This is a genomic window from Pseudomonas sp. FP603, from assembly GCF_030687415.1.
In the GTDB taxonomy this organism is placed as follows: Bacteria; Pseudomonadota; Gammaproteobacteria; order Pseudomonadales; family Pseudomonadaceae; genus Aquipseudomonas; species Aquipseudomonas wuhanensis.
In genome coordinates, this window is sequence record NZ_CP117431.1 from 2,091,117 (window position 1) to 2,112,245 (window position 21,129).

Annotated in this window: 26 protein-coding genes; 16 read left to right on the forward strand and 10 right to left on the reverse strand. The window is 56.0% G+C overall.

The window, feature by feature from the left end:
* Positions 1 to 17: 17 nt before the first annotated feature.
* Together PSH65_RS09660 and PSH65_RS09665 are read left to right on the forward strand one after the other, a co-directional pair.
* A complete protein-coding gene (locus PSH65_RS09660) occupies positions 18 to 257 on the forward strand; it encodes a DUF1652 domain-containing protein (protein WP_305426003.1) in 240 nt (79 codons plus the stop codon).
* 66 nt (positions 258 to 323) lie between these two features.
* Positions 324 to 602: a hypothetical protein gene (locus PSH65_RS09665; RefSeq protein ID WP_305426004.1), complete on the forward strand. Its 279-nt coding sequence runs from the start codon at positions 324 to 326 to the stop codon at positions 600 to 602.
* A gap of 396 nt (positions 603 to 998) precedes the next feature.
* Here PSH65_RS09665 and PSH65_RS09670 read toward each other — a convergent pair whose 3' ends face one another.
* On the reverse strand, positions 999 to 1,235 hold the full coding sequence (locus PSH65_RS09670) for a hypothetical protein (RefSeq protein ID WP_305426005.1): 237 nt from the start codon (positions 1,233 to 1,235) through the stop codon (positions 999 to 1,001).
* 53 nt (positions 1,236 to 1,288) lie between these two features.
* Complete coding sequence (locus PSH65_RS09675) at positions 1,289 to 1,720, reverse strand: response regulator (protein WP_305426006.1); 432 nt, start codon at positions 1,718 to 1,720, stop codon at positions 1,289 to 1,291.
* 428 nt (positions 1,721 to 2,148) lie between these two features.
* On the opposite strand from PSH65_RS09675, the gene PSH65_RS09680 reads away from it, so the two are divergent.
* The 3 genes from PSH65_RS09680 (at position 2,149) to PSH65_RS09690 (ending at position 3,343) form a co-directional block, all read left to right on the forward strand.
* The gene (locus PSH65_RS09680) at positions 2,149 to 2,409 is read left to right on the forward strand and encodes a hypothetical protein (RefSeq protein ID WP_305426007.1); all 261 of its coding nucleotides are present in this window, start codon (positions 2,149 to 2,151) and stop codon (positions 2,407 to 2,409) included.
* A gap of 222 nt (positions 2,410 to 2,631) precedes the next feature.
* The gene (locus tag PSH65_RS09685; protein WP_305426008.1) at positions 2,632 to 2,868 is read left to right on the forward strand and encodes a hypothetical protein; all 237 of its coding nucleotides are present in this window, start codon (positions 2,632 to 2,634) and stop codon (positions 2,866 to 2,868) included.
* Between the two features lie 235 nt (positions 2,869 to 3,103).
* Positions 3,104 to 3,343: a hypothetical protein gene (locus PSH65_RS09690; protein WP_305426009.1), complete on the forward strand. Its 240-nt coding sequence runs from the start codon at positions 3,104 to 3,106 to the stop codon at positions 3,341 to 3,343.
* 604 nt (positions 3,344 to 3,947) lie between these two features.
* Here the strand turns inward: PSH65_RS09690 and PSH65_RS09695 are convergent.
* From PSH65_RS09695 to PSH65_RS09715, 5 genes are all read right to left on the reverse strand, one after another.
* Complete coding sequence (locus tag PSH65_RS09695) at positions 3,948 to 4,649, reverse strand: DUF2290 domain-containing protein (protein WP_305426010.1); 702 nt, start codon at positions 4,647 to 4,649, stop codon at positions 3,948 to 3,950.
* Positions 4,642 to 6,795 (reverse strand): ATP-binding domain-containing protein, encoded by a 2,154-nt coding sequence (locus PSH65_RS09700; protein WP_305426011.1) that lies wholly within the window; start codon positions 6,793 to 6,795, stop codon positions 4,642 to 4,644. Before PSH65_RS09700 ends, PSH65_RS09695 begins: the two co-directional genes overlap by 8 nt.
* Positions 6,796 to 7,354: 559 nt before the next feature.
* A complete protein-coding gene (locus tag PSH65_RS09705; protein ID WP_008005647.1) occupies positions 7,355 to 7,912 on the reverse strand; it encodes a Smr/MutS family protein in 558 nt (185 codons plus the stop codon).
* Between the two features lie 75 nt (positions 7,913 to 7,987).
* Complete coding sequence (locus PSH65_RS09710; protein WP_305426013.1) at positions 7,988 to 8,308, reverse strand: hypothetical protein; 321 nt, start codon at positions 8,306 to 8,308, stop codon at positions 7,988 to 7,990.
* Between the two features lie 132 nt (positions 8,309 to 8,440).
* Positions 8,441 to 9,031: a cysteine hydrolase family protein gene (locus tag PSH65_RS09715; protein ID WP_008005646.1), complete on the reverse strand. Its 591-nt coding sequence runs from the start codon at positions 9,029 to 9,031 to the stop codon at positions 8,441 to 8,443.
* A 238-nt stretch (positions 9,032 to 9,269) separates the two neighbouring features.
* Here PSH65_RS09715 and prmB point away from each other — a divergent pair, with 238 nt between their 5' ends.
* On the forward strand, positions 9,270 to 10,178 hold the full coding sequence (gene prmB, locus PSH65_RS09720) for a 50S ribosomal protein L3 N(5)-glutamine methyltransferase (RefSeq protein ID WP_305426014.1): 909 nt from the start codon (positions 9,270 to 9,272) through the stop codon (positions 10,176 to 10,178).
* Positions 10,179 to 10,304: 126 nt separating this feature from the next.
* On the opposite strand, the gene PSH65_RS09725 is transcribed toward prmB, so the two are convergent.
* A complete protein-coding gene (locus PSH65_RS09725; protein WP_305426015.1) occupies positions 10,305 to 11,096 on the reverse strand; it encodes a hypothetical protein in 792 nt (263 codons plus the stop codon).
* A 111-nt stretch (positions 11,097 to 11,207) separates the two neighbouring features.
* A complete protein-coding gene (locus PSH65_RS09730; protein ID WP_030131638.1) occupies positions 11,208 to 12,206 on the reverse strand; it encodes an alpha/beta hydrolase in 999 nt (332 codons plus the stop codon).
* Between the two features lie 85 nt (positions 12,207 to 12,291).
* Here PSH65_RS09730 and aroC point away from each other — a divergent pair, with 85 nt between their 5' ends.
* From aroC to mtnC, 5 genes are read left to right on the forward strand one after another with little or no spacing between them, the layout of a single operon-like run.
* Positions 12,292 to 13,383 (forward strand): chorismate synthase, encoded by a 1,092-nt coding sequence (gene aroC / locus PSH65_RS09735; protein ID WP_305426016.1) that lies wholly within the window; start codon positions 12,292 to 12,294, stop codon positions 13,381 to 13,383.
* A 34-nt stretch (positions 13,384 to 13,417) separates the two neighbouring features.
* The gene (locus PSH65_RS09740; protein WP_305426017.1) at positions 13,418 to 14,563 is read left to right on the forward strand and encodes an MFS transporter; all 1,146 of its coding nucleotides are present in this window, start codon (positions 13,418 to 13,420) and stop codon (positions 14,561 to 14,563) included.
* On the forward strand, positions 14,560 to 15,186 hold the full coding sequence (locus PSH65_RS09745) for a methylthioribulose 1-phosphate dehydratase (RefSeq protein ID WP_305426018.1): 627 nt from the start codon (positions 14,560 to 14,562) through the stop codon (positions 15,184 to 15,186). The genes PSH65_RS09740 and PSH65_RS09745 overlap by 4 nt, the downstream gene beginning before the upstream one ends.
* 20 nt (positions 15,187 to 15,206) lie before the next feature.
* Positions 15,207 to 15,752 carry an acireductone dioxygenase gene (locus PSH65_RS09750; RefSeq protein WP_305426019.1) on the forward strand — a complete coding sequence of 182 codons (546 nt, stop codon included), beginning with the start codon at positions 15,207 to 15,209 and terminating at the stop codon, positions 15,750 to 15,752.
* A 4-nt stretch (positions 15,753 to 15,756) separates the two neighbouring features.
* The gene (gene mtnC, locus PSH65_RS09755) at positions 15,757 to 16,440 is read left to right on the forward strand and encodes an acireductone synthase (RefSeq protein ID WP_305426021.1); all 684 of its coding nucleotides are present in this window, start codon (positions 15,757 to 15,759) and stop codon (positions 16,438 to 16,440) included.
* A gap of 105 nt (positions 16,441 to 16,545) precedes the next feature.
* Here the strand turns inward: mtnC and PSH65_RS09760 are convergent, their stop codons facing one another.
* On the reverse strand, positions 16,546 to 16,824 hold the full coding sequence (locus PSH65_RS09760; protein ID WP_008005638.1) for a DUF3509 domain-containing protein: 279 nt from the start codon (positions 16,822 to 16,824) through the stop codon (positions 16,546 to 16,548).
* 353 nt (positions 16,825 to 17,177) lie between these two features.
* On the opposite strand from PSH65_RS09760, the gene PSH65_RS09765 reads away from it, so the two are divergent.
* From PSH65_RS09765 to PSH65_RS09785, 5 genes are all read left to right on the forward strand, one after another.
* Positions 17,178 to 19,016 carry a long-chain-acyl-CoA synthetase gene (locus PSH65_RS09765; RefSeq protein ID WP_305426022.1) on the forward strand — a complete coding sequence of 613 codons (1,839 nt, stop codon included), beginning with the start codon at positions 17,178 to 17,180 and terminating at the stop codon, positions 19,014 to 19,016.
* A 112-nt stretch (positions 19,017 to 19,128) separates the two neighbouring features.
* On the forward strand, positions 19,129 to 19,647 hold the full coding sequence (locus tag PSH65_RS09770) for an ankyrin repeat domain-containing protein (RefSeq protein ID WP_305426023.1): 519 nt from the start codon (positions 19,129 to 19,131) through the stop codon (positions 19,645 to 19,647).
* Positions 19,648 to 19,746: 99 nt separating this feature from the next.
* Positions 19,747 to 20,277 (forward strand): hypothetical protein, encoded by a 531-nt coding sequence (locus PSH65_RS09775; protein WP_305426024.1) that lies wholly within the window; start codon positions 19,747 to 19,749, stop codon positions 20,275 to 20,277.
* An 83-nt stretch (positions 20,278 to 20,360) separates the two neighbouring features.
* The gene (locus PSH65_RS09780) at positions 20,361 to 20,552 is read left to right on the forward strand and encodes a PLDc N-terminal domain-containing protein (protein WP_007902193.1); all 192 of its coding nucleotides are present in this window, start codon (positions 20,361 to 20,363) and stop codon (positions 20,550 to 20,552) included.
* Positions 20,553 to 20,855: 303 nt separating this feature from the next.
* On the forward strand, positions 20,856 to 21,089 hold the full coding sequence (locus PSH65_RS09785; RefSeq protein ID WP_305426026.1) for a hypothetical protein: 234 nt from the start codon (positions 20,856 to 20,858) through the stop codon (positions 21,087 to 21,089).
* The last annotated feature ends 40 nt before the right edge of the window (positions 21,090 to 21,129 follow it).

Sequence of the window (21,129 nt, forward strand, 5' to 3'; positions counted from 1 at the left end):
AGTTTGGGACGAAAGCCATGATCTCCATTTTTGAGCTTCGCCATATCATTGAGGGTGGTTTTCTGCCTCTTTCCTGTAGCTGTACCGTGAACCCTGATAGATCGCTCAAGATCAAGGTGTTCGAGCCCGAAACCGGGCGCGTCGAATTACTGGTCACCGGCATATCGACTGCGAACCTGGGCTCCAGCCGAGCAATTGCCAATCTGATTGGCGAGTTGCATAGCGAAATGGCGGCCAGGAAAGTAGCTTTCGTGTGATGTAGGCCATTCGACCCTAACCACCACCCTCCAAACAGTGATGCGTCAGCGGTATCAGAGGCGCATATGACCTATGACGTGAACATCGACCAATACTGCCTCCAGTGTGAGGTCACTTCGTTGTTGGATGTGCCCCCCGACCCGTGGGCCACCACCAGCGATTGGGACGCCTATGGCTATCGGGAACTGGAGTTTCGTGTTGTGTCAGGTCAGGTGTATGACGAAAACGGCACGGCCAGTGACGCCGGACGCAACGGCTGCGCGGCACTGGCCGAACAATATGCCGAGCTCATAGAGGAAGAATTATGGCGGCAAATTGAGGCCGAGCGGCAGGATGTCGCTTAAAGCCGTTTGACGAGGGGGCATTTCGCATCGCGTGCTCGTTCATCGCGATATAGCGTCCTGCTCGTCAAGGGTTTTTACATCGGAGATAAGAGGTTACTAAACGGGTTATCCCTTATTTTTTTCCCGTTGTTGGGCAATCCAATTTTTACCTGCTCCGCCGCAACCACATTCACAAGTGGTCGAGTGATACCACGACTTATAATAGTCCTCCAGGGAGCTATCAGTTTCTCTGGGCGAGGCAGCACGGGTGCCATTTCTCTCACTCATGTCACTGTCTTTCTTTCTAGGCCGATGGGATCCTTGTGAGGGCATTTCGCGTACTCCTTTACGTGTGATGAATCATAGACTTTAGAGCACTTTTTGACAGATGGTAGGGGGCATTCGTCCCGTAGCTTCCTACACGAATGCCCAGGCAACGTCGGTTATCCCTAACGCAGCCACCTGCGGACGCAAATGCTCTGCCCCGGTTACCGTCAAATCGATGTGAACGTTCTTTCGATTCTCGTAGTGCCTAAGAATATTGAACAGTACGGCGTACTCATCTGCTCTCGTATTCAACGGCGCGGCAATAACCAGCTCCATCGGATAGCCGACCTCCTGGTAGCTGATTTTTAGCAGCCCGTTTTCGTTCATTGGGCACCTCTGGCTTGCCGATATGCAAAACGAGCTTTTAATCCTCGTCGCCCCTATGAATCAGTGCGCTGGCTCGAGATTTGGTGAATGGGGTGACCAGGTTGAAGGAGGGTGGCCACCGCGATTACCAAGTCGTCCAGCGAAAATGGTTTCTGCAAATAGATTGTAGAAGCTGGCACTTGGGTAGGATCGAGCAGATATCCGGAAGTGAGTATCGAGGCGATCAACGGCCATTTGCCTTGGAGCATTACAATAAACTCTGCCCCCTGGACCTGTCCCGGCAAGCTCTGATCCACGATCACAAGGGGGCATTGACCGTGGTTTTCCAGAAGGTGAGTTAATGCATCGTCTGCAGTCACAAAGGCAAGAGTGTTTGCTCCGACCTCGCTCAAGATGTCCGTCATTAATGATCGAAGGGTGGGGTCATCCTCTACGATGATGACCGTCCCTTCGATTGGCAGCATTCCCTTCCAATTTACATTCACCCGCCCATTCCTTAATCGTCAGGGTTTTCGCCGTATGAAAAGGACAGCGTAGGCCGACTTCGGTTTGAGGTGGATGGAAAAATCGGGTGGCTGCTCAAATGCCAATATTAGTCGCCCCCAGTGCGGCCTTTAACAATCACATGCCCTGCTCCGTGTATCAACTCTTCTGCGGCGTCCCTGGCTTTCCTCTCAAATGACGTCATTGACGGATTTTCGTGGGATACACCACCAAAGTGTGGCGAACGCCCCCGACCATAGAGATGTCGTGCAGCGAATCTTCTGCCCGGCTCGTCTTGGGATTCGAACCCCTTCTCGCATGCCAGCAGACCGCTTTAGGCCAAGGAAATTGGTGCTTTTTGCCCGTACGTTGGAAGGTTGATAGAGGCGGAATCAGCTACAGTTGATAGGTGATTCGAAAGGAGGTGCGTATGAGCATCACCGTCTGCGTCGTATGTGGTGATAGCGCCGAGAAAGCTTACCCAGTTGGCAGTTTTGATGAGTTTAAATGTCCGAACTGTGGCTACTACTCAGTCGATCGGCAGTTGATTGACGAGATGGAGGCAGCAGATCAGGTCTTTGACACCGAGCGCACCCAGCAATATTTGATGATCCACTCTCGGCCGGGCCAGGTGCCTGCGATTACGCGAGACGAGACTACAAATCATCAACTAATTGTGGAAAGCACGTGAACAAGGTGGGGGGCCGGCAATGCCGGTGCTGGCACCACCGCCACTGGCGAACAGATCAACCACCAGTTCTTTTCGAACGGCAGGCCCTGCTTGACTGGCCATGGATGAACTGGGTGTAACTTCTATTGTGCGGACATAGGGGATCCTCGCCGGCTGGCGTGAAGTGGTTTGTGGGCTATTGCGTGATATGTCGGTGGAGTGCTGGATGACAAGGAAGTCGAAATGAGCTTATTGGTAGAACGGCCTTATCCTGTGGATTACGTCCACCCAAATGGTAAAAGAGCGAAGATTGATTTCATCTGGGGAAAGCCGGATAACCCCGCCCCGGTGGGGCTTCGTGTCTGGGGCCGAGACGGTAATAACGATATCCTGCTAGCCAAAGAAAGCTGGCCTTGGAAAAGCTTCGATGAAGCAATGAGGCGCGGGATTAGACTGGCTACGGCGTGGTGTGAGCGATAACTGTTATTAGCAGCGGGCCTCCCTTCAGCGCAACAGGTGAGAGTGGGTTAGGCGGCCGCTTGTGATTCCTGCTTCGGCGGCCAGTCCGTGAAACCAACCTTCGACGCCTTGGTCATTCGGATTAATGATCGGCTCACCTTGGGCGGGTAGGCGTCAGCCCCGCCGGCTAGCGTGATTCGTTGAAGTGGGGTATTTGTGATTAGCCCGGTATGGCGCCAGATTGAGGAGAATTGATATGGCTTATTGGGATTCGTACGGTTACCCAGAGAGCGATCCAAAAGTGTGGATCACGTTCGGCCCGCAAAAGGATGGTCTGCCGCAGGTGGCGTTTCTCGCCCCTATTCTGCCAGAGGATGATAGTCCCAAAGCGGACGAGTACTACCAAGAGGTGGCAGGGCGCTGGACTGACGAGCTTGCAGCCCATGAAGAGTTGGACAAAATAGCTCAAGCACTCATTGAACAGAAATGTCTGTAGCAATAGGAGAGCCACAACGTGCATAGCGGACGCTTGACCTCGGCAGCGGTCTTGTTCGCCACTGGCGCGGCGCGTGTCTGACCCTGTCAGTGAAGTCGGGTTAGGGTGAGATTGTGAATCGTCGTTTACATCTCATTGTGTGTTTCGAAAGTCCCTAGGGCTAGAAGTTCAGGAAACGATGGTAGCAGCGGCAGTTTCAATGGAGCGCGGGCTTGGGGTCGACTGCTGCCCTTCACGACAGGCAGCTATCGGCCGATTCTGTTGAAAAAGTCGGCCATGGTTCCCACGGTAGTAAAGTACGCGTTTGAGATTGAAATCTTTACATTGAGCAGAGGATTCCGGGCTCAGATTTCGCGTAGCGGCGCGAAAAAAGGCGTTTTCAGCGGTCAGTATGCGGGCAGTCTGGAAGAACCGACTTTTTCAACAGAATCGGCCATAAGCGGACGCTCAGGACAGGTCAGCTTTCGGCCAGAAGCTGCCATTAGGATGCGTCTAGGAAATCAGGGGCGATTCATCCTGAGCGGCATTTTATTGTCCCGCCCTCCGGTGGGCACGCTCTCTATCAATATGTGCCCAGGTCTGGATTCTCGAGAGACTTTCTCGATTACCCAAAATAAAACGCACGTTCCTCCACGGGATCGAACAACAAGTCGGAAACGAGATAGCTGCGAGCTTTTTCAGATACCAAAATTCTGTCGAAGGAATTTTCTATTTCATCATGTTCGTCATCACCCACAGCACGCCAGTTGGAGCCGTAGTATTGCTTAAATACCAGTAACGCAAATGCTGCTGGTGTGAGTACCCTCCTTACCGCCCATCGATTCTCAGAATGGAATCCAATGTGAAAATGTGAGCACGGGTGGTGAAGTTTTGTTCGCTGCGCCGGAGCATTTTCATACCTAAGCAAAGGCACGGAACCGATGCCAACCTTATCCGCCAAAAGAGACAGAAACTCTTCATGTGTCAATAAACCGGCTTCCACCATCTCGTGACGGGTTCGAAACCAATCAGCATATTCGTTAGAATTAGAAGAATAAGGATTGGGGTAAAATGCATAGCGCACATTGCTATCGCCTTCAATGCTAAACTGAAAGAATGAATAATCAGACAGCAGAATATTGTAGTGCGATAATCCAAGCGCCTTGTTGTAAACATCAATGTAATTTGCAGAGTCAGACAATATTAAGTCACGAAACTCCTCATTAACTGGTAATGGAATTGGGTTTGAATATATCTCAGCAATACCCAGACTTTCCGCTACTCGCCATACTTGAGAAATGCCGGCCCTCACCTCTTCCTTATTCATCTTTGACTTCCTGCACGACCAAAAAGTCATCGATTTCGTTATCTGTAAACCCTTCGTCACGCAGACGTTCTATAAATTCTTGCCGGAGTTTCTTAGCTCTGAGTGTCTTCTCACTCATATCGCGTTGAATCAGGTTCATCTGAGAAAGATCTGGCATCTTAAAGCGCAGATAAGGGAAGTCAGCCGCTGCCGAATCGATTTCATTACCGATGGCAATTGTCGATCCTTTACACCCAGAAACGCGAAGCCAGGCTTTGGTTCGGGTGAAAGCAACGAACAATTTATTACGCTCACTCCTCTGACGAAGCCATATAGCATCAACCCCGACTACGTAAACAACCGCCGCTTCATTACCCTTTGCCCGGTACACTGTTGAAAGAGTGATCTTGTCAGAAATAGAGAAGGGCGGTTCTGAATAAGGGTCAGCATGGATGTTGTTTGTTGCGATCCCAGCCATTGAAAAGCTCGCGGACAATCGCTTAAAGTAATTACGAGCGTTTCTGTCATCCAAGGCAATGACAATGATGTCCTCTGGTGATAGACCACCTTGTAGAAAAGAACATGCGTCCTTAACAACCCAATCTATTTCTTCGTCAAAATCATTGGCTGAGTGATATTTAATCAAGTCAGGCAAGCCTTCTCCCTGCAGGGATACTGGACTATTTCCTTCAGGTCTCAAAATTTCAACCTGCTTGCCTGTTTCAAAAGTGTCAGCTTGTACGATATACCCAACGTCGCGCCAATGATCAGGACTTTCAAGAAGTTGGACTATGTCGGAATAAATGCCAAAGCCCATTGCGTGCGCGGTGGTTAAAACCTCTCTTTGATTTCTGTAGCATTTACTAAGCACTGTGTCATTGACGGCTCCCGGAGGTAGGCCCGCAGCAGCTCTATCAAGAGAAATACACGGCTCATGATTTTCGTCAAAACCAAAAAGTTCTTCTGCAGACGGCATTTTTACATTTAGAATGTTCTGCAGTTCATCATATGCCCAAACTATGCTTTTTTTGTCTCGGGTACCTTTAGTCAGCAGGAAGCAAAGTTGGTAAAATGCAGCAGGAAAATCCTGGCCTTCATCAATTAGCACGTGATCGTAATATGTTTGTACGGATCCAGTGGCAACCAGATCAGCACAGGCATATTGGAACGGATCCACTCCTGCAGGAGCAGCACTCCTCGCCGCGCTATAGCTCATTGGGATTCTTCCTGCGCGACGGCTAGCGTCTGAATATGCACCGTTCGCGTTTGAACCACCCCAGCCATGAAGAATGTTAATTTTAGTCCAGTCAGGATCAACTTCAGTGTAATGCCTAAAAAACTTTGTAATCATGTTTTGAATGGGCGAGCGCAAACTTTTTGTAAAGAATGTAACGAGAATAGTTTCATTGGGCTTGGTCATGTGCAGATGCGCAGCTTTCATGGCCAATATTACAGTCTTTCCTGAGCCTGCTAGACCTCGAATTCGTTGAGGTCCATTAATTGTAACGAGAGCCGCTCTCCTTTGCTTTTGGTCGAAGTTGGCGATTTCAGCTTCCAAATTGGATAGAGCAAAGGCTTCCTTGTGTTGCTCAGGATTTTCAATAACTCGATTTCCGCTACGCGTAAGTGCTTTTGCACCCTCAATGACGGATCGAGCCTCATGCATTTGCTCAGGACTGAGTAAATCTTCGCTTTGAAGGTTTTCGAGAAGGGTGCGTAGAGCTGTATTAGAGTTTATTACATCGCACTCTCCACCCTCAAAGATTCGGTCAGCTATTTCTGAGTCGCAGAAGATCACCGGTGTAATCTCTACGTCAAGCGAGGAGCGTGTTCGTCGTAGCGTTTTGCTTTTTAAGAGTCGGCCAATCAAGATGCTGCAAAATTGGTTAAGAGACTCACCGATCTCACCAATTTTTGGAGTTGGTAGCCTTTCCGCCTGCGACGCGCTAACAAAACGAAGTGCAATAATCCCATGCGATCGGCTTAGTAATAATGCGTCAGGCTTATGCGTGACAGTTTCGTAGTCAGAGTAGCTAGGAAAGTCGTAATAAAGCACTGCCTCCTCAAGTCCAAGTTCTTGATGGGCACCTTTGACATATGAAATGAAGTCTCTGGCGAGAGGGTCGTTATTAATTCGATCACTTGTTACAAGGATGTCGATATCCATTTCTTGTTTGCTCGCCGACCTAAGTCTTAAATAATGATTTTTACTTTGTCTGGAAAGATAATAGCTTCGAACCTTCATGTCTAGATTAGATGGGTGTGAGAAACCCTTTTATTTTCGCCTACTTTGGGTCAGCGTTGGCCTTATGAGGGAGGTGAATGATCCTCGGTATCCCATCTACATTTAGGTATGCAATTGGCCAAAAGCTGACGGCCACGACTGACCGCTTTTGGCCGATAGATGTCTGTCAGCCAGCGTTCAGAGCATCAACTCTAGTTGTGGAAAAGCCCCGCACCGTTAAAGGCGGAGCGGGGGGGCATTTATCTGTTGCGAGAGGAGGGAATCCCGTACCAATTTCCGTACCAATGCCTGTGTTTTGGCAGGAAATTCTGGGTTGGTCTAGGCGCTAAGTCCCTGATTTCATTGACCCTGACAACCTAGAGAACACCCCGTGACATGTCGGTGTAATTCTGTTCCAGGGACATGAAACTACCTGTGGGATTTTACGCAAAGGGCAAGGGTACGGTGACGGACACGGCGCTGCAAGCGTGAAGCGACAGCATCACTCGTCGCGACCTTCCATCATGGTGCGTTTGAGCATTACATAAACCGCTCCGGCGCCGCCGTGTTTCGGCTGGCACGAAGTGAAGCCGAGCACCTGTGGATGCTGACGTAGCCAGGTGTTGACGTGGCTCTTGATCATCGGCCGCTTGCCGTCCAGGCGCACCGCTTTGCCGTGGGTGACACGTACGCAGCGAATTTCGAATTTTGTCGCTTCGGCCAAAAAGGCCCACAAGGTTTCACGGGCCTTTTCCACGTTCATGCCATGCAGATCGAGGCTGCCTTCGAACGGAATCTGTCCGATCTTGAGCTTGCGCATCTGGCTTTCCTGGACGCCGTCGCGGGCCCACATCAGCTCATCTTCGGGGCCGACATCGATGACGAACTGATCGGACAGCCCGTCAACGGTGGTGGCATCGGTGCGCACGGTGGCGGCTTGGCGCAGCTTGGCGATTTGCGCGCGATCGGCCTTGGGTTTGCCGGTTTCGGCGCGATCGTGCTTGATCGGCTTGACGCCTTGGATCGCGCTTTTGAACAGGGAAAAATCGTCGTCTTGCATGTCAGCCTCCGCGAAGGGCGGCCAGTTTACCCAAGTCGGGGCGAATCGGGCGGGACAAAACGTCTGGCGTTGGGCTTAGTCGTGTTTTTTCATCAGGTGCGGTGCCATATTCAGCTCTTGCGACTGGCGCGAGCGGCGACGGCAGCGGCGCCATAGCCACACGCCGATGTACAGCACGAACAGGCCCACGGCCAGAATGATCGCCGAGCCCAACGGGCTGGCATTCAACTCGCCCAGCGCCGGTGGGCGGCCCAGCAAGCTGGCTGCGCCGGCCATCGCCAGCAACACACCACACGTCGCCAGCAAGGCAGCGAACGCTGCGCCGAAGCGAAAACGCCAGGTGCTTTGCCCTTTGGGCCGCAAGCGGCGTGCATCAAAACCATCGGATAACTTCATTCCGACCTTCCTCAATGGGTATCGGCCCTTCGACCGGGAGTTGACCGGGATGTTCCTGAGGCTAGGGCAATTACAGCAAATGAGAGGCTTTTGCGGATGAGCGGCGGCATGGACCGCTCATCGAAGGGTTGATCAGATCAGTTCGCGGGTCTGGGCGAGGGTGGCGAAATTGTCCGCCATGATCGCCATCTCGGTGTGCTGAACGTGCTCGGCGCTCAGGACGCCACCCTTGTAGGGCAGGTCGCGAGTCGCGCAGGCGTCTTCAACCAATGTGCAACGAAAGCCCAGGTTCTTCGCGGCGCGCACGGTAGTGCTGACGCTGGAATGGCTCATGAAGCCGCAGACGATAAGGTCCAGCGAGCCGAGGTTCTGCAGGCGCTCCAGCAGTTCAGTGCCATGAAACGCACTCGGCAGCAATTTGCCGATGATGGTTTCGTCGCCCTGTGGCTCCAGGCCCGGGATGAACTCGCCGCGCTCGCCTTGCGGGTCGAACAGCCCACCGACAGTGCCGAGGTGGCGTACGTGCACGATCGGCCGACCGGCTGCACGGGCAGCGGCCACCAGTTGCTTGATGTTCGCGACGGCAGCATCCATGCCGCTCAGTGCCAAGGGGCCGCTGAGGTATTCTTTCTGGGCATCGATGATGACAAGGGTCGCATGACCCAGATTGGCCGCTGCATAACCACGGCCGCTGAGTTGAAACATCGTTTTTGGAACGGACATTCTGGGGCTCCTTCGGGTGGGGCTTTTGCGACATTGTCCTCTGGCTGAGCGCTTCTGTGAATCGCTACCATCGTAGGCACCGCCGTTGTTGGGTCGCAGCCTTGTCAAGATACTCGTTCTGTTCAATAGCTTGCTGAAAAAATAGAAGAGTCCTACATCTGATCCGGTGTTTTTCCTGCGTCGTCGTGGCGTCTTTTGGCTGTTAGAATCGTCAGTCGTTTTTTCTGGAGTTTGCCCCGTGATCACTTCCCGACTTCGTACCCTGCGTGACCATATCCGTTGGGCCGTCAGCCGCTTCCATGGGGAGGATCTGTTTTTCGGCCATGGGACCGACAACGCCTGGGATGAAGCCCGTCAACTGGTGTTGGGGGCGCTGCACCTGCCGTGGGAAATTGCCGACAGCTATCTGGACTGCCGTCTGGAAGAAGACGAACTGGTCAATCTGCAACGCTTGCTCAAGCGCCGCATCGAAGAGCGCATTCCGACCGCTTACCTGCTGGGCGAAGCCTGGTTTTGCGGTATGTCGTTCATTGTCGACGAACGCGTACTGATCCCGCGTTCGCCAATTGGCGAGCTGATCGAAAAGCGTTTCGAACCGTGGTTGGGTGCCGAACCTGCGCGCATTCTCGACCTGTGCACCGGTTCCGGTTGCATCGGCATCGCCTGTGCCTACGAGTTCCAGAACGCCGAAGTGGTACTGGCCGATCTGTCGTTCGAGGCGCTGGAAGTGGCGAACCAGAACATCGAGCGCCACGGTGTCGATGAGCGGGTGTTCACCGTTCAGGGCGATGGTTTCGATGGTTTGCCGGGTCAACGTTTCGACCTGATCGTGTCGAACCCGCCTTACGTCGATGCGGAAGATTTCGCCGACATGCCGGATGAGTATCAGCACGAACCGGAGCTGGGCCTGGCCTGTGGCGACGACGGTTTGAACCTGGTGCGCCGCATGCTCGCCGAAGCGGCGGATCATCTGACCGAGAAGGGATTGCTGATCGTTGAGGTGGGTAACAGTCAGGTTCACGTCGAGGCGCTATACCCGCAAGTCGACTTCGCCTGGCTGGAGTTCGAGCGCGGTGGGCATGGGGTGTTCATGCTGACAGCGGAGCAGTGCCGCGATCATCAGGCGTTGTTCGCTTCTCGCGTCTGACCTGAGAAAGCCTTCGCGGGCAAGCCACGCTCCCACAGGTTTTGTGTCGTGTCCAAATGATGGGTACACACTAAATCTGTGGGAGCGTGGCTTGCCCGCGAATGGCCGCGCCGCGGTCTCAAGTCTTCAGCGGTGCGTAGCAATCCAGATCAGCAACCCCGCCTGAAACACCGCAAACGCCACCAGACAGGTAATGGTAAAACGCAGCCCGGCGTCTTCGCGTTTGTACTTGCTGACCTTTTCTTCGTGCTTCTTCAGTTTGACTTCCTGTTCCGCCAGATTCTGCTCGGCTTGCTGGAGCATTTGCGCGGCTTCGAGGATTTCCACCTGCTGCAACCTCTCGCTGTTCCAGTCGCCGAGCAAATCACCGACCGACACCTCTTTAACGCTGCCCTTCAAATGCTGGGCGTCGGCGTAGACCACGTCAAAACCGTGCACCCGCAGAAAGTGATCGCGGCGCAGGCGAGTGTCTTCGTTCAGCGCATCCTTGTTGTTCAGATCAGTGCCATCGACGGTGTAGGCGGGCCATCTCTTCTTCGCCCACGTAATGCCCTGAGCTGCCAAATAGCGCCCGATGCCGCGGTTCAGCGGCTCGATCTGCAAGCCGCTTTCCGGCTCGAAATGCACGCGTTTGGTCGTGTGATCGACCCACACGTCCAGATGGTTCTGTTCTTTGCGCACCCGCTGGCCCGGCAGCTTGATGGCCATGCGCATCAGGCTGTGTTCCTTGCTATTGCGTTCGGCGTAACCGAATTCGACAAAGCGCAACGGCCGTCCGCCAGTGTTGCGGTCGGTTTGCAGCGGCGCCAGGCGGAGCATTTTGTGGTGCTCGACGTGGACGTCCGCCCACGGCAGCTCGACCGCTGGCGGTGTGTCTTTTTCAGCGGTGGTGTCGGGTGAAGTCTGGGTATCAGTCATAACGGCGAGATCCTGTCCAAGCCCTGCTTGCCGCCAGCCAGTGCGCTGGCGACAAAGGCTTATCGGCCGTTTTTTTCAGGACTGGAGGGTCAACAGCGCTTAAAACAGCGCTTAACGGGTGCGAAGTCCGTCAATAAACCCGAGGATTCGCGCGCCGAGTTCGGCGGCCAGCGGTAATTGCGGATCTTTATAGGAGGCCAATTGCCGCTTCACGTCGTTGGGCACGATGCGCATCACGTGGTTCATGCCTTCGATCAGCGCCAGTTCGGCGTCCGGTTTGGCGGCCTTGAGTGCCTTGGCGTCACCCACGCCGACCTGAATGTCGTTGCTGCCCTGGATGATCAGCGCCGGCATTTTCAATTTGGCGAAGGCCGCCGCCGGGTCTTGGCGGAACAGCGAAATCAGATACGGCTGCACGCTGGGGCGGAAAATCACCTGCAATTGCGGGGGCACGTTGTCGTCGGTATGGCCGGCCTTGAGGCTGTCGAGCAGTTCATTGCTGCGCAGCATCAACGGCGGTGGCAGGCGATTGCTCAGCTGCTGGCGCAGTACCTGATCGATCGGCCGGGCGCTGCCGGACATGGAAATTACCGCCGCGGCATCGACGTTTGGCGCCGCCAGGCTGGCGATCAAAGCACCTTCACTGTGGCCCAGCAAAATCAGTTTGCCAAAGCGCGGATCGGCTTTGAGCTTCTGGCCCCAGGCTTCGGCGTCGGCCACATAGGCTTCCACCGAGAGATTACGTTCGTCTGGAGTCGCAGCCAGGCTCGCCGCCACGCCGCGCTTGTCGTAGCGCACGCTGGCGATGTTGTGTTTGGCCAGCACCCAGGCCAGCCGTTTGAGGCTGTCGTTGCGTCCGCCGTCGGGGTTGTTTCCGTCACGATCCGTAGGGCCGGAGCCGGAAATGATAAGGACAACCGGCACAGGCGTGTCGGACTTGGGCAGCAACAGCGAGCCGAAAAGCTCGCCGCTGCCCGTGTCCAATGTGATCGGGCGTTGCAGCACAGTGGCCTGTGCAAAGCCGGTAAACAGGGTAAGGCTCAAGGCTAGAACTCGCAGCATCATCACGCCATCATCAACAAGGTGCCGGTTGGACTCGCAGGCACCCATAAGGTTCGAGGATGAACTAGTCGGGTAGCCTGCGTATACTGGCGCGCATTACGTATTTTAGTTTCGATTTCACGGAGCGTCCCGCATGTCCGGCAATACCTACGGCAAGCTGTTCACTGTCACCACCGCGGGCGAAAGCCATGGTCCGGCGTTGGTCGCCATTGTCGATGGCTGCCCGCCGGGCCTGGAGATTTCCCTTGAGGATCTGCAGCGCGACCTGGACCGCCGCAAGCCCGGCACCAGTCGCCACACCACCCAGCGCCAGGAAGCCGACGAAGTCGAAATCCTCAGCGGCGTCTTTGAAGGCCGCACCACCGGTTGCGCCATCGGCCTGTTGATCCGCAACACCGACCAGAAGTCCAAGGACTATTCGGCGATCAAGGATCTGTTCCGCCCGGCGCACGCCGACTACACCTACCACCACAAATACGGCGAGCGCGATTACCGCGGCGGCGGTCGCAGTTCGGCCCGTGAAACCGCCATGCGCGTGGCAGCCGGTGCGATTGCGAAAAAGTACCTGGCCACCCAGGGCATCGTCATTCGCGGCTACATGAGCCAGCTCGGCCCGATTGAAATCCCGTTCAAGACCTGGGATTCGGTGGAAGAAAACGCCTTCTTCAGCCCCGACCCGGACAAAGTGCCGGAGCTGGAAGCCTATATGGACCAATTGCGTCGCGACCAGGATTCGGTCGGCGCGAAGATCACCGTGGTCGCCGAAGGCGTGATGCCGGGCCTGGGCGAGCCGATCTTCGACCGTCTCGACGCCGAACTGGCCCACGCGTTGATGAGCATCAACGCGGTCAAAGGCGTGGAAATCGGCGCCGGGTTTGCCAGCATCGCCCAGCGCGGCACCGAACACCGTGATGAAATGACCCCGGAAGGTTTCCTCAGCAACAACGCTGGCGGCATTCTCGGCGGCATTTCGTCCGGTCAGCCGATCGTTGCACACCTGGCGCTCAAGCCCACCTCGAGCATCACCACGCCAGGCCGTTCCATCGATATCCATGGCAACCCGGTGGAGGTCGTCACCAAGGGCCGTCACGACCCTTGCGTTGGCATCCGCGCCACGCCGATTGCCGAAGCGATGATGGCCATCGTGTTGATGGATCACCTGCTGCGTCATCGCGGGCAGAACCTCGATGTGCGCGTGAGCACTCCGGTGCTGGGTCAGCTTTAATGGCTGACCTCACAGCCGCTGCGGTTTGACGACCGTGGCGGCGCTCCCGTACTGGCGGCTCTCCAGTTTCTATCTGTTCTATTTCGCCTTGCTCGGTTCGACAGCGCCATTCCTGGCGCTGTACTTCGATCACCTGGGCTTTTCCAGCGCGCGCATTGGCGAACTGGTGGCGATCCCGATGCTGATGCGCTGTGTGGCGCCGAATATCTGGGGCTGGCTCGGTGACTACACCGGGCGACGTCTGGCCATCGTGCGGTTCGGCGCGGTCTGTACGTTGCTGACCTTCTCACTGATTTTCGTCAACAAAAGCTACGCGTGGCTGGCGATGGTCATGGCCTTGCACGCGTTCTTCTGGCACGCGGTATTGCCGCAGTTCGAAGTCATCACCCTGGCGCACTTGAATGGCCAGACGTCTCGCTACAGTCAGATTCGCCTGTGGGGTTCCATCGGTTTCATCATCACCGTGGTCGCCCTCGGGCGGCTGTTTGAATGGCTTAGCCTGGACATCTATCCGGTGGCGTTAGTGCTGATCATGGCCGGGATCGTCGTCAGCAGTTTGTGGGTACCCAACGCGCAACCGATTCAGAGCGAACGGTTGGCGGGGGAGGGATTCCTCCAGCAATTGCGCAACCCCGGGGTGTTGGCGTTCTACGGTTGCGTGGCGCTGATGCAGATGAGTCACGGGCCGTATTACACCTTTCTGACCCTGCACCTTGAGCGACTCGGTTACAGCCGCGGGCTGATCGGCATGCTCTGGGCGGTCGGCGTGGTTGCCGAAGTCTTGATGTTTCTGGCCATGAGCAAGATCCTTGCGCGTTTCTCTGTGCGCCGGGTGCTGCTGGCGAGTTTCCTGCTGGCGGCCCTGCGTTGGTTGTTGCTCGGTTCGTTTGCTGAATTCCTTTGGGTGCTGCTGTTTGCCCAAGTGCTGCACGCCGCTACCTTCGGCAGCTTTCACGCGGCTGCCATCCAGTTCGTGCAACGTAGTTTCGGCGCGCGTCAGCAAGGGCAGGGCCAGGCGTTGTATGCCGCGCTGGCCGGCACCGGCGGTGCACTGGGCGCGCTGTATTCCGGCTATAGCTGGAATGCCCTCGGCGCCACATTGACCTTTAGTATCGCCAGTCTCGCCGCCTTCGCCGCTGCCGTTATCATTGCCACACGCATGCAAGAGGACAGGCCATGAGCCTTACCCGTGAACACCTTGCTCAAGAAATCATCGACGCCGGGCGTTTTCTGTATGGCCGCGGCTGGTCGCCGGCCACCAGCAGCAATTACTCCACCCGCCTGTCGCCGACTGAAGCCTTGCTGACGGTGTCCGGCAAGCACAAAGGCCAGCTGGGCATCGACGATGTGCTGGCCACCGACCTGTCGGGCAATAGCCTGGAACCGGGCAAAAAACCGTCCGCCGAAACCCTGCTGCATACTCAGCTCTACAGCTGGCGCCCGGAGATCGGCGCGGTGCTGCACACCCATTCGGTGAATGCCACGGTGCTGTCGCGCCTGACGTCGGAAGACTTCATCGAGTTCGAAGGCTACGAACTGCAAAAAGCCTTCAGCGGCGTCTCGACTCACGAATCCCGCGTGCGCGTGCCGATTTTCGACAACGATCAGGACATTGCACGGCTGGCCGCCAAGGTGCAGCCTTGGCTCGACGCCCATCCTGATTGCGTCGGCTATCTGATCCGTGGCCATGGCCTCTACACGTGGGGCGCGCGTATGAGCGACGCGCTGCGCCAGATCGAGGCCTTTGAATTTTTGTTCGAGTGCGAGTTGAAGACGCGCTCGCTCTCGAACCATAAAGCATGAACCGTTAAGGAGTTGCCCAGATGAGCAGCCTGTCCGTTTACCACGTCAGCAGCCCCGAAATACCGAACAAAGTACTCACCCACCTCGAAGACATCGCCTCGACCCTGGCCGAACAGGGTGTGCGCTTCGACCGTTGGCAAGCCACGGCGAAAATCCAGCCCGGCGCCAGCCAGGAAGAAGTGATCGCCGCGTATCAGGAGCAAATCGACAAGCTGATGACCGAGCGCGGTTACATCACCGTCGACGTGATCAGCCTGAACAGCGATCACCCGCAAAAAACCGAGTTGCGTGCCAAGTTCCTCGATGAACACCGTCATGGCGAAGACGAAGTACGATTTTTCGTCGCCGGACGTGGCTTGTTCACCCTGCACATCGGTGATTACGTCTACGCCGTGCTCTGCGAGAAAAATGACCTGATCTCGGTGCCTGCCGGTACGCCGCACTGGTTCGACATGGGCGAAAACCCGCATTTCGTCGCGATCCGCCTGTTCAACAACCCCGAAGGCTGGGTGGCCAATTTCACCGGCGATGACATCGCCAGCCGCTTCCCGCGTCTCGAGGACTGAGTCGATGCCGATCAAAGCAATTCTCACCGACATCGAAGGCACCACCAGCGCGGTGAGTTTTGTGTTCGACGTGCTGTTTCCTTACGCAGCTAAACACCTGCCGGATTTCGTTCGCCAAAATGCCGGACGCGCGGATGTCGCCGAGCAGCTCGCCGCTGTTCGGCGTGACGGCGGTGAGCCGCAAGCCGATGTCGAACGGGTCATCGACATCCTCTTGGGCTGGATCGCCGAAGACCGCAAGGCCACGCCGCTCAAGGCGTTGCAAGGGATGGTCTGGGAGCAGGGTTATCAGGCCGGGGAGTTGAAAGGCCACGTGTACCCGGACGCCGTTGAAGCGCTCAAGCGCTGGCATCAGGAAGGTTTCAAACTGTTTGTGTATTCCTCGGGCTCGATTCAGGCGCAAAAACTGATCTTCGGCTGCTCGGACGCGGGAGATTTGTCGCCCCTGTTCAGCGGCTATTTCGACACCACCTCGGGGCCCAAGCGTGAAGCGCAGTCCTACGAGCGCATTTCCCAGGGGATTGGCGTTGATGCTTCGCAGGTTCTGTTTCTGTCCGACGTCGTTCAAGAGTTGGACGCCGCGCGTGCAGCCGGAATGGCAACCTGTGGCCTGGCCCGTGAGGGCGGGGAACTGACAGGGCACGTGACCGTCGACAGCTTTGCGCGGATCAATCCTTCAGCCCTGTAAACCACATAACAGGGATTGCATAACCGCAGAAACAACTCAGGCCGTGAAGCGAAAGCGCTCACGGCCTGTTTGTTTGTAGCGCGTTTATTTACACAACCGCAGGATTTAAACCGAGTGATAGGTCGGCAAGGCGAACCGTTGCTGGCTTTGCAGCATGGAGATCTGCGGCAGTTCGCTGGCCTGTTCGGCGATGTCACGGCGAATTGCGCTGATCACCCACGACAGCTGATCGCCGGCATGTAATTGCTGGTAGGAAATCGAACGTTTGAAGACTTTGCCGTCGGTACTGCGCAGGGTCAGCAGAATGCCGCCGTCAGGCCGGGGCTGGGTGGTCACTTCGAAGTTGGAGAACAGCGACGAAAATTTTTCCTGGATCAGGCTCATGTCTATCAGCTCCGTTTGTGCTTGAAGGGCAACATGGAGAGGTAGTTGCAGTGATTGTGCCAGCGCCTGATTTTTAAAAAAATTATATAAATCAACAAGTTAGTTTTTAGACGGTTTTGTGCTTTCGTGCAATCTGCATGAATGGCCATCGTGCATCCTGCATTTTGCGTGGTCGCCATCGATTCGATGGAACCAATCACAACGCCAGGGTTCCGCTTTTCGATCTCCGGTCCGAGCACTTCAGTTGCGGATACAAAACATTTCAAAAACCGCGTGTACAGCTCAAGAACCGCTGACGTATTTTCGATTTCAATCAACGCCACCCGACAATAAGAAGATCGAACGGGAGCACCATGAGCCGCACGCTGAACGACACGATTACCTGGGGCATGATGCTCCGCAAGCTACCTTCCATTGCCAAAGCCATTCCCCGGGTGGTGAAGGGCATGAAAGCCGCCAACGTCAAGGACCCGACCCAACCGTGTGGTCTCGGCTGGAGCTTCGAGCAGGCGACATTGCGTAATCCCGATGGCCCGGCCTTGCTGCAGGGTGAGGTGGCGCTCACCTATGCACAGGTCAATCAGTGGGCCAATCGCATCGCCCATCACTTGATCGCCCAAGGCATCGGCAAGGGCGATGTGGTGGCGATCTTTATCGAAAACCGTCCGGAACTGCTGGTGACGATATTGGCGGTGGCCAAGGTTGGCGCGATCAGCGCCTTGCTCAATACCTCTCAGACCCGCGATACCCTGGCCCATAGCCTTAACCTGGTGGCGCCCGTGGCGATCGTGGTCGGCGAAGAGCTGGTGCCGGCTTTCAATGCGGTCCGCGAGCGGGTGTCCATCGAGGCGGCGCGCACCTGGTTTGTCGCCGATCAAGACACTTATCACCATCCGGGCAATTCGCCCGATGGCTTCATCAACCTGATGGCGGCCAGCTGCGACGCGTGCAGCGATAACCCCGTCAGCAGCCAGCAGGTTTTTCTCGACGATCCTTGTTTCTACATTTACACCTCGGGCACCACCGGGTTGCCCAAGGCCGGGGTGTTCAAGCACGGCCGCTGGATGCGCAGCTCCGCCAGCTTCGGGTTGATTGCCCTGGACATGCAGCCGCAGGACGTCGTCTATTGCACCTTGCCGCTGTACCACGCCACCGGGCTCTGCGTGTGCTGGGGCTCGGCAATCAGCGGGGCGTCGGGGTTTGCCATCCGCCGCAAGTTCAGCGCCAGCCAGTTCTGGAGCGACGTGCGCAAATACCGGGCGACCACCCTCGGTTATGTCGGCGAATTGTGCCGCTACCTGGTGGATCAACCGCGCAGCGTCGACGACAGTCGGCACAGCGTGACGAAGATGATCGGCAATGGGCTGCGCCCCGGCGCGTGGCGTGAGTTCAAAACGCGTTTTGCCGTTAACCATATCTGTGAGCTGTACGCCGCCAGCGACGGCAATATCGGCTTCACCAACATCCTCAATTTCGACAACACCATCGGTTTTTCCCTGATGTCCTGGGAGTTGGTGGCGTACGACCACGACAGCGGCGCACCCACCCGTGATGCCAAGGGCTTCATGCGCAAAGTGGCCAAGGGCGAGCAGGGTTTGCTGCTGGCAAGAATCGACGACAAGGCGCCGCTGGACGGCTACACCGATCCGCAGAAAACCGCAAAAGTCGTGCTCCACGACGTGTTCAAGAAGGGCGACCGTTATTTCAATACCGGTGACCTGCTGCGCAACATCGGTTTTGGCCACGCGCAGTTTGTCGATCGCTTGGGCGACACCTACCGCTGGAAGGGTGAAAACGTCTCGACCACCGAGGTCGAAAACATCCTCTTGCAACACCCGCACATTGCCGAAGCGGTGGCCTATGGCGTGGAAATCCACAACACCAATGGGCGTGCCGGGATGGCGGCAATCACGCCGGCTGAATCCCTGGCGACCCTGGATTTCAGCGAGTTGCTGGCTTTCGCCAGGCAGCAAATGCCTGCCTACGCGGTGCCACTTTTCCTGCGGGTGAAAGTGAAAATGGAAACCACCGGGACCTTCAAATACCAGAAGACGCGGCTCAAGGACGAAGCCTTCGACCCGAACAAAACCGGCGATGACCCGATCTACGCCTGGTTGCCGGGCACCCAGACGTACGTGCAAGTCACCGAGCAGGTGCTGGCGGATATTCGCGGCGGCAGGTACCGCTATTGAATGTGGCTCTTATTGAACGTAGCTATGGCCGTCCATGAGAAAAAAGAAGTGACAGGTTCCGGACCGCTCGGGAAACTATCGGCTTTCCGATTGACCGAATGTGGAGTCCCCAATGTCAGACAAAAGCCGCCAGATGACCCCCGAAGAGGCTGCTGAATTTGCCGAACAGGTGTTCAACAAAGCGCGCGAGGGCGATGCGGCCATGATGGCTGCGCTGCTGACCAAGGGCCTGCCGCCGAACCTGCGCAATCACAAGGGCGATACCCTGTTGATGTTGGCCGCGTACCACGGCCATGTCGACACGGTAAAAGTCCTTATCGAGCACAAGGCTGATCCTGAAATCCGCAATGACAACGGCCAGAGCCCGATTGCCGGCGCGGCATTCAAAGGTGACCTGGCGGTGGTCAAGGCGTTGGTTGAGGGTGGCGCTGAAGTGGAAGGTTCGTCCTTCGACGGTCGCACTGCGCTGATGATGGCGGCGATGTTCAATCGCGTCGAAATCATCGACTACCTGATCAGCAAAGGCGCCGATCCGAAAGCCAAGGATGCCAACGGTGTGTCCGCGCTGGACGCGGCCAAAACCATGGGCGCGGCGGATACCACCGCACAATTGCAAAAGCTCCTGGCCTGACCTCTGTGGCTGCGGGGCTTTTGTGCCTGGTCCCGCAATCCGTTTGCGAATACGTTATCCTTCGCGCCCTCAAATCTCCCTCGCTACAGGATCCACCTCATGAAAGCCGCACTCGTCGAACTCATCAGCAAAATCAGCTCCGGCTGCATGGACGAGGGCGAAATCCTGAAAGTCGCTGACGAAGCGGCTCAGGCCTACGCCGATCCCGAGGCTTTTCTGACGGCCAATCCGGACATCAACTACGACGACACCTTCCCGATCCCATTGGGCGAATGGGTAGTCGTCGGCAGCCTGCCGGAAACCGTGCTGTTCCAGGCTGACACCTACATGGACCTGTTTGCGCAGATCGTTGCTTCGTTCGGCCCCGGTGTCGATTTCAACATCAAACCCAAGCAACTGGCCAAGACCGAAGCCCTCACGGCGCTCAATCGCATTCAGGTGCAGATGAGCAGCATGAACAAGGAAAACGGCGGTTACACGCTGATGAACTTCAGCCAGTTGCTCGACGACGAACTGCAAGTGGTGCTGGTCTACGGTAACGACGTGCCACGGGTTCTTGAATTGTGCGCGGAAGTCGGCATAGCCGCCGCGCCATCCCTGGAAGCCCTGAAAGTGGCGATCCACGTCTGAAGCCCTCTAGGACGGTAATAAAACGGAACCCTTGCATCTCCCGACTATCCTAAGAGTGCATACCACTCTTCGGGAGCGTCACCATGGGTTCCACGTTCAACAGCCTGGTTGGCCTGATTATTCTTGCCCTTGATATCTGGGCCATCATCAACGTGCTTAAAAGTGGCGCCGAGACCGGGATGAAAATCATCTGGGTGCTATTGATCCTCCTGCTGCCGGTCCTGGGCCTGATCATCTGGGCCATCGCCGGGCCAAGGGGCAATGTGCGGATCTGATCGGTTTCTCGCAAACAATACTGAACCCTGTGGGAGCGTGGTTTGCCCGCGATGCAGGCGCTACGGTCAGTCAGATACACCGCAGCGATCCGCATCGCGGGCAAACCACGCTCCCACAGGATTGGGTCGGGCCATAGCGTGACGTCGATTGGCCATCATGTGCGGGTAACCGTCCGTTGCCACCCGCATTCTCGGAGCACCTACTTTTCATACCTTTGCGGTGTAAATCCGTTTGAACGATCACTCAAGGTAAAAGTCCAGATAGAAGTAAGCCCATCCATGGGTTTTATCGAGGAGGCACCGATGCAAAAGTGGAAAATCACTTTCGTGGATGATCATGGTGAAATTGTCGATGAAGTCTTCGAGCGTGCCGAATGCCCCAGCGACGATGAGGCTGCCCAACTGATCAAGGAGCGACTCCTTCCTGTCGCCGCCGAACTGGACATGAACGATCTGGAAGGGCGAACCCCCGATGCAGGCGCCAAAAGCCTGAAAACCCAGTACAGCATCGAAATCCGCAGCATCACCCCAATCTGAATCTTCCTGTCTATCACTCACCAGACCTTGGCAGCAGCTC

Excerpts from the sequence above, each read along its gene's own strand:
- PSH65_RS09765 (WP_305426022.1), top strand. The coding sequence starts at position 17,178 with ATGAGCCGCACGCTGAACGACACGATTACCTGGGGCATGATGCTCCGC.
- PSH65_RS09680 (WP_305426007.1), top strand. The coding sequence starts at position 2,149 with ATGAGCATCACCGTCTGCGTCGTATGTGGTGATAGCGCCGAGAAAGCT.
- PSH65_RS09710 (WP_305426013.1), bottom strand. The coding sequence starts at position 8,308 with ATGAAGTTATCCGATGGTTTTGATGCACGCCGCTTGCGGCCCAAAGGG.
- PSH65_RS09775 (WP_305426024.1), top strand. The coding sequence starts at position 19,747 with ATGAAAGCCGCACTCGTCGAACTCATCAGCAAAATCAGCTCCGGCTGC.
- PSH65_RS09715 (WP_008005646.1), bottom strand. The coding sequence starts at position 9,031 with ATGTCCGTTCCAAAAACGATGTTTCAACTCAGCGGCCGTGGTTATGCA.
- PSH65_RS09730 (WP_030131638.1), bottom strand. The coding sequence starts at position 12,206 with ATGGGTGCCTGCGAGTCCAACCGGCACCTTGTTGATGATGGCGTGATG.
- PSH65_RS09685 (WP_305426008.1), top strand. The coding sequence starts at position 2,632 with ATGAGCTTATTGGTAGAACGGCCTTATCCTGTGGATTACGTCCACCCA.
- mtnC (WP_305426021.1), top strand. The coding sequence starts at position 15,757 with ATGCCGATCAAAGCAATTCTCACCGACATCGAAGGCACCACCAGCGCG.
- PSH65_RS09695 (WP_305426010.1), bottom strand. The coding sequence starts at position 4,649 with ATGAATAAGGAAGAGGTGAGGGCCGGCATTTCTCAAGTATGGCGAGTA.
- PSH65_RS09785 (WP_305426026.1), top strand. The coding sequence starts at position 20,856 with ATGCAAAAGTGGAAAATCACTTTCGTGGATGATCATGGTGAAATTGTC.
- PSH65_RS09725 (WP_305426015.1), bottom strand. The coding sequence starts at position 11,096 with ATGACTGATACCCAGACTTCACCCGACACCACCGCTGAAAAAGACACA.
- PSH65_RS09700 (WP_305426011.1), bottom strand. The coding sequence starts at position 6,795 with ATGGATATCGACATCCTTGTAACAAGTGATCGAATTAATAACGACCCT.
- PSH65_RS09770 (WP_305426023.1), top strand. The coding sequence starts at position 19,129 with ATGTCAGACAAAAGCCGCCAGATGACCCCCGAAGAGGCTGCTGAATTT.
- PSH65_RS09705 (WP_008005647.1), bottom strand. The coding sequence starts at position 7,912 with ATGCAAGACGACGATTTTTCCCTGTTCAAAAGCGCGATCCAAGGCGTC.
- aroC (WP_305426016.1), top strand. The coding sequence starts at position 12,292 with ATGTCCGGCAATACCTACGGCAAGCTGTTCACTGTCACCACCGCGGGC.
- PSH65_RS09665 (WP_305426004.1), top strand. The coding sequence starts at position 324 with ATGACCTATGACGTGAACATCGACCAATACTGCCTCCAGTGTGAGGTC.
- PSH65_RS09750 (WP_305426019.1), top strand. The coding sequence starts at position 15,207 with ATGAGCAGCCTGTCCGTTTACCACGTCAGCAGCCCCGAAATACCGAAC.
- PSH65_RS09760 (WP_008005638.1), bottom strand. The coding sequence starts at position 16,824 with ATGAGCCTGATCCAGGAAAAATTTTCGTCGCTGTTCTCCAACTTCGAA.
- PSH65_RS09670 (WP_305426005.1), bottom strand. The coding sequence starts at position 1,235 with ATGAACGAAAACGGGCTGCTAAAAATCAGCTACCAGGAGGTCGGCTAT.
- PSH65_RS09690 (WP_305426009.1), top strand. The coding sequence starts at position 3,104 with ATGGCTTATTGGGATTCGTACGGTTACCCAGAGAGCGATCCAAAAGTG.
- PSH65_RS09745 (WP_305426018.1), top strand. The coding sequence starts at position 14,560 with ATGAGCCTTACCCGTGAACACCTTGCTCAAGAAATCATCGACGCCGGG.
- PSH65_RS09780 (WP_007902193.1), top strand. The coding sequence starts at position 20,361 with ATGGGTTCCACGTTCAACAGCCTGGTTGGCCTGATTATTCTTGCCCTT.
- PSH65_RS09660 (WP_305426003.1), top strand. The coding sequence starts at position 18 with ATGATCTCCATTTTTGAGCTTCGCCATATCATTGAGGGTGGTTTTCTG.